This window comes from Streptomyces sp. NBC_00986 (assembly GCF_045162565.1).
Classification (GTDB): domain Bacteria; phylum Actinomycetota; class Actinomycetes; order Streptomycetales; family Streptomycetaceae; genus Streptomyces.
Genome location: NZ_CP108733.1, coordinates 1,920,357 through 1,933,700, shown reverse-complemented (window position 1 = coordinate 1,933,700; position 13,344 = coordinate 1,920,357). Strand labels below are relative to the sequence as shown.

General features: G+C 69.9%; 9 protein-coding genes. 7 read left to right on the top strand and 2 right to left on the bottom strand.

What is annotated here, in order from left to right; all coding sequences use genetic code 11:
* Positions 1-143: 143 nt before the first annotated feature.
* Positions 144-497 carry a VOC family protein gene (locus tag OG504_RS08525; RefSeq protein ID WP_365299073.1) on the top strand — a complete coding sequence of 118 codons (354 nt, stop codon included), beginning with the start codon at positions 144-146 and terminating at the stop codon, positions 495-497.
* A gap of 69 nt (positions 498-566) precedes the next feature.
* Here OG504_RS08525 and gndA read toward each other — a convergent pair whose 3' ends face one another.
* A complete protein-coding gene (gene gndA, locus OG504_RS08520) occupies positions 567-2,006 on the bottom strand; it encodes an NADP-dependent phosphogluconate dehydrogenase (RefSeq protein WP_405989202.1) in 1,440 nt (479 codons plus the stop codon).
* Positions 2,007-2,325: 319 nt separating this feature from the next.
* Between gndA and OG504_RS08515 the strand changes: the two genes are divergently transcribed.
* Positions 2,326-3,552 (top strand): transglycosylase family protein, encoded by a 1,227-nt coding sequence (locus OG504_RS08515; RefSeq protein ID WP_405989201.1) that lies wholly within the window; start codon positions 2,326-2,328, stop codon positions 3,550-3,552.
* Here OG504_RS08515 and OG504_RS08510 read toward each other — a convergent pair.
* Positions 3,542-4,684 (bottom strand): DMT family transporter, encoded by a 1,143-nt coding sequence (locus tag OG504_RS08510; RefSeq protein WP_405989200.1) that lies wholly within the window; start codon positions 4,682-4,684, stop codon positions 3,542-3,544. The genes OG504_RS08515 and OG504_RS08510 overlap by 11 nt on opposite strands.
* A 209-nt stretch (positions 4,685-4,893) precedes the next feature.
* On the opposite strand from OG504_RS08510, the gene OG504_RS08505 reads away from it, so the two are divergent.
* From OG504_RS08505 to OG504_RS08485, 5 genes are all read left to right on the top strand, one after another.
* Positions 4,894-5,643 carry a (2Fe-2S)-binding protein gene (locus tag OG504_RS08505; protein ID WP_405989199.1) on the top strand — a complete coding sequence of 250 codons (750 nt, stop codon included), beginning with the start codon at positions 4,894-4,896 and terminating at the stop codon, positions 5,641-5,643.
* 39 nt (positions 5,644-5,682) lie between these two features.
* Positions 5,683-6,834 (top strand): glycogen synthase, encoded by a 1,152-nt coding sequence (gene glgA / locus OG504_RS08500; RefSeq protein ID WP_405989198.1) that lies wholly within the window; start codon positions 5,683-5,685, stop codon positions 6,832-6,834.
* 51 nt (positions 6,835-6,885) lie between these two features.
* Positions 6,886-8,106 (top strand): glucose-1-phosphate adenylyltransferase, encoded by a 1,221-nt coding sequence (gene glgC / locus OG504_RS08495; protein WP_078652287.1) that lies wholly within the window; start codon positions 6,886-6,888, stop codon positions 8,104-8,106.
* A gap of 164 nt (positions 8,107-8,270) precedes the next feature.
* Positions 8,271-10,886 carry a PA14 domain-containing protein gene (locus OG504_RS08490; RefSeq protein ID WP_405989197.1) on the top strand — a complete coding sequence of 872 codons (2,616 nt, stop codon included), beginning with the start codon at positions 8,271-8,273 and terminating at the stop codon, positions 10,884-10,886.
* A gap of 29 nt (positions 10,887-10,915) precedes the next feature.
* Entirely contained in the window at positions 10,916-13,231 is a 2,316-nt protein-coding gene (locus tag OG504_RS08485; protein ID WP_405989196.1) for a GH92 family glycosyl hydrolase, read from the top strand.
* Positions 13,232-13,344: the final 113 nt, after the last annotated feature.

The following is a 13,344-nucleotide window of genomic DNA, read 5'->3' as shown; positions in this document are numbered from 1 at the left end:
GCCGGGCCCCGGCCCCACTCCGGGGCCGTCGCCGTCCCCGATTCCGCCGGGCCCGGACCCCGTACCGAGCCCGGAACCGGGACCGCCGCTCACCTGAACCGGGTCACCCGGCGCCGGCACCGCCGTCCTGGCAGGATGCCCCCATGGAACGTGTGCTTGGAATCGGCGGATACTTCCTGCGGGCCACCGACCCGGAGGCCCTGAGTGCCTGGTACCGGGACTGCCTCGGACTGGACGCCGACGAGCACGGTCTGTGGGGTCAGGAGGCCGGGCCGACGGTGTTCGCGGCGTTCGAGTCCGGGACCGACTACTTCGGGTCCCGGACCCAGCAGACCATGCTCAACTTCCGCGTCCGCGACCTCGACGCGATGCTCGCGCAGCTGCGCGCCAAGGGCGCGGACGTGGCGGAGGAGACGCAGGACATGGAGGGCGTCGGCCGCTTCGGCTGGGTCACCGATCCCGAAGGCAACCGCGTCGAACTGTGGCAGCCCGCCTGACCGCGACCCGGCTGACGTCCCGTCGGCCCAGGGGGACAGCCCCTGGGCCGACGATCCGGGGAACAGCCCTCAGGCCGTGACCTCCGACCGGTCTCCACCCCACAGCGTGTGGAACGCCCCGTCCCGGTCCACCCGCCGGTACGTGTGCGCCCCGAAGAAGTCCCGCTGCCCCTGCGTGAGCGCCGCGGGCAGCCGCTCGGCGCGCAGCGCGTCGTAGTACGCGAGGGCCGCGGAGAAGCCGGGTGTCGGGACGCCCTGCCGGGTGGCCGCGACGACGACCTCGCGCCAGTCGTCCTGCGCCCCCGCGATCTCCCGCGCGAACGTCTCGTCGGACAGCAGGCTCGGCAGGTCCGCGCGGGCGTCGTACGCGGCGCGGATGCGGTCGAGGAAGGCCGCGCGGATGATGCAACCGCCGCGCCAGATCGAGGAGATGGCGCCGAGGTCGACGTTCCAGTCGTACTCCTCGCTGCCCGCCGCGATCTCGTGGAAGCCCTGTGTGTACGACACGATCTTCGACGCGTACAGCGCCTGCTCGACCCGGTCCGCGAAAGCCCCCGCGTCGGACTCGCTCAGGGGAGAGGCCGTGGGACCGGCCAGCCCCCGCGAGGCCTCGCGCAGCGCCGCGTGGCCGGAGAGGGAACGGGCGAAGACCGCCTCGGCGATGCCGGAGACCGGGACGCCGAGGTCGAGGGCGATCTGGACCGTCCAGCGGCCGGTGCCCTTCTGCTCCGCCTGGTCGACGACCACGTCCACGAACGGCTTGCCGGTGGCCGCGTCCACGTGGGACAGCACCTCGGCGGTGATCTCGATCAGATAGGAGTCCAGCCGGCCCGTGTTCCAGGTGCGGAAGATGTCCGCGATCTGCGCGGGCGAGTAACCGGCGACATCGCGCAGCAGCTGGTACGCCTCGCCGATCAACTGCATGTCGGCGTACTCGATGCCGTTGTGGACCATCTTCACGAAGTGCCCGGCGCCGTCGGGACCCACATGGGTCACACAGGGCGCCCCGTCCTTCGCCTTCGCGGAGATCTTCTCCAGCATCGGACCGAGCGAGTCGTACGACTCCTTCGGGCCACCCGGCATGATGCTCGGCCCGTGCAGCGCGCCCTCCTCGCCGCCGGAGACACCCATGCCGACGAAGTGGATGCCCTGCTCGCGCAGCGCCTTCTCACGGCGCCGGGTGTCCTCGAAGTGCGCGTTGCCACCGTCGATGATCATGTCGCCGGGCTCCAGGAGAGGGGCGAACTCCTCGATCACCGCGTCCGTCGGGTCACCGGCCTTCACCATGACGACCAGGCGGCGGGGCCGCTCCAGCGCCGCCACGAAGTCCTTGGCGGTCTCCGCCGCGATGAAGTCGCCCTCGCCGCCGAACTCCGCCACCAGGTCGCGCGTGCGGGACGCGGTCCGGTTGTGCACGGCGACCGTATAGCCGTTGCGCGCGAAGTTGCGGGCGAGGTTGCGGCCCATGACCGCGAGACCCGTGACGCCGATCTGCGCTGAAGTGCTCATTCGGTTGGCTCCTAAAGATCAGGAAGGTCCTGACATCGGTGGTACCGGTCGTGCTCGCCAGTATTGCCCCACCGACCATCCTGGCCCGCCGGTACCCCGACCGCACGTGCTGGCCGTGCGAAGTTGTCCGCCTTCGGTCGGTGTTCCTCCCGGGCTCCTTCCGCGCACACGCACGTCCAACCCCACCAGCCCCACCCGTTTCCCAACAGGCGTGGAATACCGGTCACTTGAGTCACAGAGCGGCCGGTTGCCGCCTTGTCATGGCCTGTTCGGGGCGCTTATTTTTGGCCCTCCTGACGCATGTGGAGGGGGATTCCCCATGGCCGTACGCGGCCGGCACCGCCGGTATCAGCCGAGCAGGATCAACCGGGCCTCGCTGCTCACGGTCACGGCGGGCGGCGCGGGCATCGCGATCCCGCTCGCGACCGTCGGCGCGGGCACCGCCCAGGCGGCCGAGGTGAGCACCTGGAACAAGGTCGCCGCCTGTGAGTCCAGCGGCGACTGGAGCATCAACACCGGCAACGGGTTCTACGGCGGGCTGCAGTTCACCCAGTCCACCTGGGAGGCCTACGGCGGCACGGCGTACGCGCACCGCGCCGATCTCGCCACCCGGGACCAGCAGATCGCCATCGCGGAGAAGGTGCTCAAGGGCCAGGGCCCCGGTGCCTGGCCGGTGTGCTCGGTGCGCGCCGGACTCACCCGGGGCGGCGGCACCCCCGACATCCACGTCGGCGGCACGAAGACCGAGAGCACCGCGGCGCACCAGGCCAAGGCCAAGGACGCCAAGACGCGGACCGTGGTGAAGCGGTCCGTCAAGGACGTCCAGCCGCAGACCACACCGCAGTCCCGCGCGGGCACCGCCGAGATGTACACGGTCGTGCGCGGCGACACCCTCTCCGGGATCGCCGACACCGAGCGCGTGGACGGCGGCTGGCACGGGCTCTACGCCGCGAACCGCACCACCGTGGGGGACGATCCCGACCTGATCCTGCCGGGCCAGCGGCTCAGCCTGCACGGCAAGGCGGCGCCTGCGGCCCACACGGCGACGAAACCGGCCACCAAGTCGTCGACCACCAAGTCCTCGAAGAAGAAGGCCTCTTCGGACACCGCCGAGAAGGTCACCCACAAGAAGACGACGAGCCACTCCCTCGTCGCCCCGGTGAACGCCCCCATCGGCACCGCGTACCACGCGACGGGCTCCTCCTGGTCGAAGGGCTACCACACCGGCGTCGACTTCCTCGTCCCCACCGGCACGTCGGTGAAGGCCATCGAGAACGGGACGGTCGTCAGCGCGGGGTGGGCGGGGTCGTACGGCTACCAGGTGGTGATCCGGCACGCCGACGGGCGGTACTCGCAGTACGCGCACCTGTCCGCGATCTCCGTGCGGGACGGTCAGTCGGTCGGCGAGGGGCAGCGCATCGGGCGCTCCGGGTCCACCGGAAACACCACGGGCCCGCATCTGCACTTCGAGGTGCGGACGGGGCCCGGCTTCGGTACCGACATCGACCCGCTCGCCTATCTGCGGGCCGGCGGCGTCAGGATTTGACTCGGGTACGGTGCCGGTCGTGGACCGGCATCATCACGTACAGCCCGGCGTGGAACGGACCGAAGTAGCCGACCGGTTCACCGGCGGAGCCGGCCGGCTCCAGGGTCTCGTAACCCTCTCCGGCCGGAATCGCCGCCTGGGCCGGGACGAGGATCCCGTCGCCCGGTGCGCCGGCCGTGATGTCCGCGGCCGGCACGTCGACGTTCGCGCTCACGCCGACGGGCTGTCCAGGGAGGGCGTCCAGCAACTCCTCGACGGGCGAGGGAGCCACGGGAGCCGTACCGGCGTCGGCCGGTGCGGTCTTCTCCAGGCGCTCCGTGGTCAGCAGGATCAGGCCGCCCGCGGCGACCACTCCGGCGCTCAGGGCGAGGAGGGTGCCCGTCGTGCCGTAGCGGAAGGTCTCACCGAACATCGTGATGCCGACCGCGGCCGCCACCACCGGGTTCACGACCGTCAGGACCGCCAGCGGAGCCGCCAGGCCGGCGCCCCGGTAGGACGCCTGCGAGAGCATCAGACCGGCCACCGCGAACACCGCGATCACGCCGAGGAACGGGATGTCGGTCGCGGTGACCGCGCCGTTGTCCCAGTCGACCGTCACCGTCTTGGTGAACACCGAGGACATGCCGAAGGCTATGCCGGACGCGGTCGCCAGCAGCACGCTGCGCACCGCCGGGTGCCGGTGGGCCGCGCGGCCCGCGATCATCAGGGTCACGACCACCGCGCCGGTGAACACGGCCACGGACACCCGCTGGGCGGTGCTCAGCGACTGACCGTCGGAGGTGCCGACGAGGGACAGCAGACCCGCGAGACCGATCGTCGCCATGATGGCGCCGCGCCAGGCGGTGGAGCCGGCCTTGCGGCCGACGAACAGGGCCGCCATCGGCAGCGCGAACACGATCGTCAGCGCGCCAAGGGGCTGCACGAGGCTCAGCGGGCCGTAGGCCAGCGCCACCACGTGCAGCAGACCGCCGGTGCCGTTCAGTCCGACCGCCGCCCACCAGCTGGGGCGGCGCAGCGGCGCGTACTCCTGGTCGGGGGAGGACACCGCGACGCGCTCCTGCACGATCGCTCCGCCGGCGTAGGCCACGGCGGAGACGAGCGACAGCAGGATGGACAACGCGAGGGCGCTCATCGGCAGCTCCTCTGCGTCAGGCGGGCACCTCTGGCACCACGCGGCGAACGGTCGGCTTTCATACAGAACACGATGCCGCTCGATGTTCTTCCCGTCGTCGTACCTGAGCACCGATTGGGTAGTACTGCCGATGGAGTACGAAAGGCCCCTTGTCCTCCCCAAGGTGGGTGACACCGGACGACACCCCCTGGGGGAAACCCCTAAGAGCCTTGGTACTACTGCTGTTCGTGGACCTCGACCCCGAACTCGCCGCGCTCCGCCCCCTCGGCGGCTTCTTCGTACTACGCACGGGCGCAGCCCCGCACGGCCCGCTGCCGACGCTCGCGCGGACCTACGAAAACCCGGCCTCGGAGGTTTACGGAAATCCCCTGACTTTTCGTGTCCGAGTTGTCGCGGACCGTCTCCAGGCCCCTGAGCTGCGCGTTGCCGCCTCGATCGCCCAGCAGGCGCTCGCGGCCCGGCTGTGGTCGGTCGCGCTCGGCTGCGCAGCCCTGTACGGCCGGATCCCCGACCTCGACCCCGGACTGCTGCACTGGGACGCCGACGGCAGCGCGCCGGACGACCTGTGGCTCGCCGAGGTGCGCCCGCTGCCGGCCGACGCCCTCGCCGAGACCGTGCTCCACGGCCACCTGGAACCCCTGAACGCGGCCCTGGTCGCCCGCCACCGCACGGCCACCGGCCTTCTGTGGGGCAACGTGGCCTCCGCGCTCGCAGGCGCCGCCCGGGAACTGGACCGCTGGGCACGCACGCGTGGCCGTACGGAAGTCGCCACGCGCGCGCGTGCTCTGACCGCGGAACTCTTCGCCCACCCGCTCCTCGCCGGAACCGGAACGTTCACCGGCACATCCTTCCGGCGCCGCAGCTGCTGCCTCTACTATCGGATCCCCGGTGGCGAGGTGTGCGGCGACTGCTGCTTCACACAGCCGCCGGGCTCTTCCCCGAACGCGGCTTCTGGGTGACCATGAGGGCAATCTGCCGCCGAGAACAAGGGGTTTCGGGTGCGAGTGGGACTGCTGACCCGGGAGTACCCGCCGGATGTGTACGGCGGCGCGGGCGTCCATGTGGAGTTCCTCGCCCGGGAGTTGAGGCCCCTGGTCGATCTCGACGTGCACTGCTGGGGTGAGGGCCGCACCGAGGGCGTCGTACGCCACCGCTCCTGGCCCACTCTCGACGGCGCCAACGACGCCCTGCGCACCTTCTCCGTGGACCTCTCCATGGCCGCCGCCCTCGAAGGCCGCGAACTCGTCCACTCCCACACCTGGTACGCCAACCTCGCCGGCCACTTCGCCAAGCTCCTCTACGGCATCCCGCACGTGATGACCGCCCACTCCCTGGAGCCGCTGCGCCCCTGGAAGGCCGAGCAGCTCGGCGGCGGCTACGCCCTCTCCAGCTGGGCCGAGCGCACCGCGATCGAGGCCGCGGACGGCGTGATCGCCGTGTCGGGAGCCATGCGCGAGGACATCCTCACCTGCTACCCGACGCTGGACCCCGGCAAGGTGCAGGTCGTCCACAACGGCATCGACACCACGCTCTACCAGCCCGACCACGGCACAGACGTCCTCACCCGGCTCGGCATCGACCCCGACCGCCCCTACGTCCTGTTCGTCGGCCGGATCACCCGCCAGAAGGGCGTGCCTCACCTGCTGCGCGCCGTGCGGGACATCGACCCGGCCGCACAGGTCGTGCTGTGCGCGGGCGCGCCGGACACCCCCGAGATCGACCGCGAATTCCGCGAGCTCTTCCAGGAGCTGAGCAGCGTCCGCGCGGGCGTCCACTGGATCCCGCAGATGCTGCCGCGCCCGGAAGTGATCCAGCTCCTCACCCACGCCACCGTGTTCGCCTGCCCCTCGGTGTACGAGCCCCTCGGGATCGTGAACCTGGAGGCGATGGCCTGCGGTACGGCCGTGGTCGCCTCCCGCGTCGGGGGCATCCCGGAAGTGGTGGCGGACGGGGAGACGGGGCTGCTGGTGTCCGTCGACGACGACTTCGAGGCGAACCTGGCGCTGGCTCTCGACTCCGTGCTCGCCGACCCGGAGACTGCGAAACGGATGGGCGAGGCCGGGCGGGAGCGCGCGGTGGGCGAGTTCGGCTGGGACGCCGTGGCGCTGCGCACCGCGCGGCTCTACCGGGAGATCGCCAAACAGGCTTAGTGTGCGCTGCTCAGGGGCAGGCTGGGGTCAACCAGGGTGAGGGGAGCGGCCATGCGTCGTGGCGGACCTTCGGTGCTCGGGATCGTACTGGCGGGCGGTGAGGGCAAGCGGCTGATGCCCTTGACCGCCGACCGGGCCAAACCCGCGGTCACCTTCGGCGGAACGTACCGCCTCGTGGACTTCGTGCTGTCCAATCTCGTCAACGCGGACATCCTCCGCATCTGCGTGCTCACGCAGTACAAATCGCATTCGCTGGACCGCCACATCACCACCACCTGGCGCATGTCCAGCCTGCTTGGCAACTACGTCACACCCGTCCCGGCCCAGCAGCGCCTGGGCCCGCGCTGGTACCTCGGCAGTGCGGACGCGATCCTGCAGTCGCTGAACCTGATCTACGACGAACGCCCCGAGTACGTCGCGGTGTTCGGCGCCGACCACGTGTACCGCATGGACCCGCGCCAGATGCTCGCCCAGCACATCGAGAGCGGCGCGGGCGTCACGGTGGCCGGTATCCGCGTGCCGCGCGCCGAGTCCTCGCAGTTCGGCGTGATCACCCCGGGCTCGGACGGCCAGACGGTGGAGAACTTCCTGGAGAAGCCCGCCGACCCGCCCGGTCTGGTGGACGACCCGGAGTGCGTCTACGCCTCGATGGGCAACTACATCTTCACCACCAAGGCGCTGATAGAGGCACTCCAGCGGGATGCCGAGGAGCTCGACTCGGTGCACGACATGGGCGGTTCGATCCTGCCCGCGCTCACCGACCGGGGCGAGGCCGCGCTCTACGACTTCAGCGCCAACCACGTCCCCGGCGAGACCACCCGGGACCAGGGCTACTGGCGGGACGTCGGCACGCTCGACGCGTACTACGACGCCCACATGGACCTCATCGCCGAGCGCCCCGCCTTCAACCTCTACAACCGCAACTGGCCCATCTACACCCACTCCGGCCAGCTCTCCCCGGCCCGCTTCAACGCCGGCGGCATGGCCAGCGAGTCGATCATCAGCTCCGGGTGCCTGATCCGCGGCCAGGTCACCCGCTCGGTGCTCTCCCCGGGCGTGGTGGTCGACCCCGGAGCCGTCGTCCAGGGCTCGATCCTGCACGACAACGTCCACATCGGCCGGGGCGCGGTGGTCCGGGGCGCGGTCCTGGACAAGAACGTCGAGGTACCGCCGGGCGCGACGATCGGCGTCAACCCGGAGCGGGACGCCGACCTGTACACGGTTTCGAAGGGCGGCGTCATCGCACTCGGGAAGGGCCAACTGGTCACGTAACGGCACGTTTTGGCGATGCACGGCCCCGGTGCTTTTCAGCCGCACCGGGGCTTCGCCGCGTCGGGGTGCTTTCCATGGCCGCGCTTGTCATGTCCCTGGACGGAATCCGGAATCCGTGTTGTCATGCCAACTGCCGCCTATGACAACGTTGTTATGGAGGTTCCGTGCGCATCAGACGACTCAGAGACCGACTCGCGCTACTCCTCGCGCTGGCCCTCGGCATCGCCGGGCTGGCCGCCGTCCCCACCGCGAGCGCCACCGCCGCAGACGACCCCGTCGAGATCCACGGCCTGAAGGGCGAGTACTACACCCAGTCCGCCCCCGGCGCCTTCGACTTCGCCGACCTCAAGGCAACCGGCGTCGACCCGAACCTCGACTTCGACAACCTCGAACCCCGACTCGCCTTTGCCACCGGCCAGTCGGACGACGTGAGCATCCGCTGGACCGGCAAACTCGTCCCGACGAAGACCGGCCCCCACACTTTCTCGATCATCGGCGACAACGGGTTCCGCCTCTGGATCGGCGGCCAGCTCGTCATCGACCACTGGGTCGACGACTGGGACACCGAACAGACCTCCACCCCCGTCGAGTTGACCGCCGGCACGGCCTACGACATCAAGGTCGAGTACTTCGAGCACTACGGCGGCTCCAACCTCCACGTGCGCTGGACCGAGCCCGGCGGCACGAAGGTGGCCATCCCGCAGTCGGCCTTCCGCCTCCCCGACGGCTACGACTACGACGGCGCCCTCGCCGCCACGGTCACCAGCACCGGCCGCACCCTGAAGCTCGACTTCGCCCAGCCCCTCGCCGCACCCCCGGCAGGCCTGACCGACCACCTCGAAGCGGTGATCGGCGGCGCCAAGTGGCCGCTGGGAGCAGCCAAGTTGGACCCGTCCGACCCGCGGACGCTCCTCATCCCGCTCACACAACCCGTCGTGGGCAACAAGACCGGCACCGCATCCGGCACCGCGGACATCCGCTACGACGGTGAAGCCGGTCTCGCCACGGCCGATGGCAACGTTATCAACGGCTTCTGGAGCACCGGCCCGAACCGTTCCACCTACGAACTGCGCACCCAGTGGGCCGACCAGGTGGGCCCGCACAACGCCCTCCCCGAGTACCCGCGCCCGCAGCTCACCCGCACCGACTGGCGGAACCTCAACGGGAGTTGGCAGTTCGCCGCGGCCACGGCGGGCGAACAGCCCCCGGTCGGCAAGAACCTCGCCGAGCGCATCCTCGTCCCGTACCCCGTCGAGTCCCAGCTCTCAGGCCTGGAACGGCACGAGGACCGCATGTGGTACCGCCGCACCTTCACCGTCCCCGCCGACTGGAGGATCGGCTCGGGCAAGCGGCTGATGCTCAACTTCGGCGCCGTCGACTGGCGCGCCGAGGTCTACGTCAACGGCACGAAGGTCACCGAACACCAGGGCGGCTACGACAAGTTCAGCGCCGACGTCACCGACGCGCTGAAGCCCGGCCGTACCCAGGAGCTGATCGTCGGCGTCTACGACCCCACCGACGCGGCGAACGGCGAGAACCCGCCCATCGGCAAGCAGCGCCTCGACCCGAGCGGCATCTGGTACACCCCGACCTCGGGCATCTGGCAGACGGTCTGGATGGAACCGGTCGCACCCGACCACGTCGACTCCCTCAAACTCACCCCCGACGTGAGCAAGAGCCAACTCACCGTCGAGGCACAGGGAGTTCGGGCCGGCGTACCGATCACGGCGACGGCGTACGACGGAAAGCGCGCGGTAGCCACGGTGCATGGCCGGACGGGCAGCCCGCTGACCCTGGCCCTCCGCAACCCGCGCCTCTGGTCACCCGACGACCCGTTCCTCTACGACCTGAATGTCACCGTCGGCCACGACCGCGTCGGCAGCTACTTCGGGATGCGCTCGATCGCCGTCGAGAAGGTCAACGGCGTTCCGCGCACGGTCCTCAACGGCAAGCCCGTCTTCATGATGGCCACGCTCGACCAGGGCTTCTGGCCGGACGGTCTCTACACCGCCCCGACCGACGAGGCGCTCGCTCATGACCTCAAGGTGCACAAGGAGTTGGGCTTCAACGCGGTGCGCAAGCACATCAAGGTCGAGCCCGACCGCTGGTTCTACTGGGCCGACAAGCTCGGCCTCATGGTGTGGCAGGACATGCCCGCGATGACCGCCGGGGTGAACCCGTCCGCCGCCGCACGTGCCGAGTACGAGCGCGAGATGAAACAGATGATCGACGAGCACATCAGCAGCCCGTCGGTCGTCATGTGGGTGACGTTCAACGAGGGTTGGGGCCAGTACGACGAGGCCCGGATCGCCGATCAGGCGAAGGCATGGGACCCGACCCGGCTCGTGAACAGCATGTCCGGCATCAACCTCGGCGTGGACGGCGGCACCGGCGACATCATCGACGAACACGGCTATCCCAGCCCCGCCCTGCCACCCCGTCCGGACGGTCAACGCGCCCTGGTCAGTGGGGAGTACGGCGGTCTCGGGCTCGCGGTGCCGGGGCACGCGTGGTCGGTGCAGCAGTCGTACGTGGACGTCGATCCGGCGGCCTACACCGACGACTACCTCGCCAAGCTCGCCGAGGTGCACGCCCTGACCTGCCAGGGCAGCAACGGCGCGGTCTACACCCAAATATCGGACGTCGAGGGCGAGTTGAACGGCCTGATGACCTACGACCGGCGGGTGCTCAAGCCCGACGCGCAGCGGGTGAAGGCCGCTCAGCAGGCCCTGATCCGTGATGCCTCGCAGGCGACGCCCGCGAACTGCCCCACCAGCTGACCCCTTTCGCCAACTGGAGGCCCACCCGCATGAGATGGACCCGGCGCCTGCGCCTGTGCGTGGCGGGGGCGGTGGCAGCGTCCGCGCTGTTCGCCGTCCCCGGCACGGCCGAAGCCTCTGCCCATGGTCAACTCACCGATCTGGTCAACCCGTTCATCGGTACCGAGAACGACGGGAACACCTATCCCGGCGCCGCCGTGCCCTTCGGCATGGTGCAGTTCTCGCCGGACACCGGCCACAACACCGGCTACGACTACTCCCAGAACCACATCCGCGGCTTCTCCCTCGTGCACCTCTCCGGCGTCGGCTGCGGCCTGGGCGGAGACCTGCCCGTACTGCCGACGACCGGTGACGTGACGCAGACGGACTACGCCCAGTACGCGGCCGAGTTCAGCCACGACGACGAGCACGCGAGCCCCGGCTACTACCAGGTCGGCCTGAAAACAGGCATCGAGGCCGAACTGACGGCGACCGCCCGCACCGGCGTCCAGCGCTACACCTTCCCGGCCACCGACAAGGCCAACGTCCTGCTGAACGCGGCCCAGTCGCTCCACAGCGGTGTCACCTCGAAGGTGGAGGTCCTCGACAACCGGACCGTACGCACCTCCATCACCAGCCGGGGCTTCTGCCAGGACACCAAGCCGTACACCGTCCACACGGTCACCCGCTTCGACCGGCCCTTCACCACGTACGGCACGTGGAACGGTCCAACGGTGATCGCCGGTTCCAGGACCGGGAGCGGCGGCGCGTACGTCCGCTTCGACACGTCGAAGGACCGTACGGTCGAGGCGACCACCGCCCTGTCGTACGTCGACGCACACGGTGCTGACGTCAACCTCCGTGCGGAGGGCGGGAGTTCCTTCGACGCGGTGCGCCACCGCGCCCAACGGGCCTGGGAGGACCGGCTCGACGACGTGCGCGCACAGGGCGGTTCCGACAGTCTGCGCCGGACCTTCTACTCGTCCCTGTACCGGTCCTTCCTCGCGCCCAACATCGGCAGCGACGCCGACGGCCGCTACACCGGCTGGGACCAACAGGTCCACCGGGCAGGGGACTTCACGTACTACCAGAACTGGTCCCTCTGGGACACCTACCGCACCCAGTCCCAACTCCTCGCCCTGCTCGCACCCCGGGAGGCCCGCGACATGGCGATCTCGGTGATCAAGATCGACGAGGAGAGCGGCTGGCTGCCCAAGTGGGGTTACGGCACGGTCGAGACGAACATCATGACCGGCGACCCGGTCACCCCGTTCCTCACCAACGCCTACCAGCAGGGCTTGCTCAAGGGCTATGAGGAGCGCGCCTACCGGGCGTTGAAGCAGAACGCCGACGGGGTGCCGCCCGCAGACTCGGCGGCGGTGGGCAGGGAGGCCAACAAGGAGTACCTCGCGAACGGGTTCGCGCCGTACATCAAGGACCGCCCGCACGCGAAGCCGGGCGACTCCGACTACGACCACGGCGCCTCGGCCACCCTGGAGTACGCCCTCTCGGACGCGATGCTCGCGCAGATGGCCCGCGACCTCGGTCACGGTGCCGACGCTGCGCGCTATGCCGCCCGTGCCCAGAACTACCGGAACATCTTCGACCCCTCGACCGGCTTCTTCCGCGCCCGTGACGCCTCCGGCGCCTTCGTCGGACCGGCCGATCCGGCGCAGAGCGAGGGCTTCCACGAGGGCACGTCGTGGCAGTACCAGTGGCTGGTGCCGCAGGACCTGCCCGGCATGGTCGACCTCATCGGCGGTCGGCAGTCGGCCAACGACCGGCTCGACTCCTTCTTCGCCTACGACCAGCTGCTGGCCGACCCGGCGAAGACCGCCCGCGAGGTGTGGGTCAACGGGCCGTACGACTACTACAACGCGGACAAGTACAACCCGCAGAACGAGCCCGACCTGATCGCCCCGTACACCTACCTGTCCACCGGTCGGCCGTGGAAGACGACCGACGTCGTGCACGCCGCGCTGACCCTGTTCACGGACGGTCCGACCGGCATGACCGGCAACGACGACCTCGGCACGATGTCCGCGTGGAACGTGCTGTCGTCGATCGGGATCTTCCCGGTCCAGCCCGGCTACGACACCTGGGGCGTGTCCACGCCCGTGTTCGACCGGGTCGACCTGACCCTGGACCGCCGTTACTACCCGCACGGCGCCCTGACCATCAAGGCGCCCGGTACCTCGGCGACCGACCGCTACATCCAGGACGCCCGGACGGACGGGGCGTCGTACGACCGGACGTACCTGACGACCGGCGATCTCCGCTCCGTACGGTCGCTCGACTTCACGGTCGGCCCGCACCCGTCGGAGTGGGGAACGTCACCCCAGGCGGCGCCACCTGCGCTGAAGTGATCCCGTGTGCCTCTAGAGTCCCGCCCCTCCCAGAGGGGCGGGATCGGGGTCGGATGTAATCTGCTGTTAACTGTGCGTAGCTTGATCGTACTTGACCGTAATCGCTTGTCAGC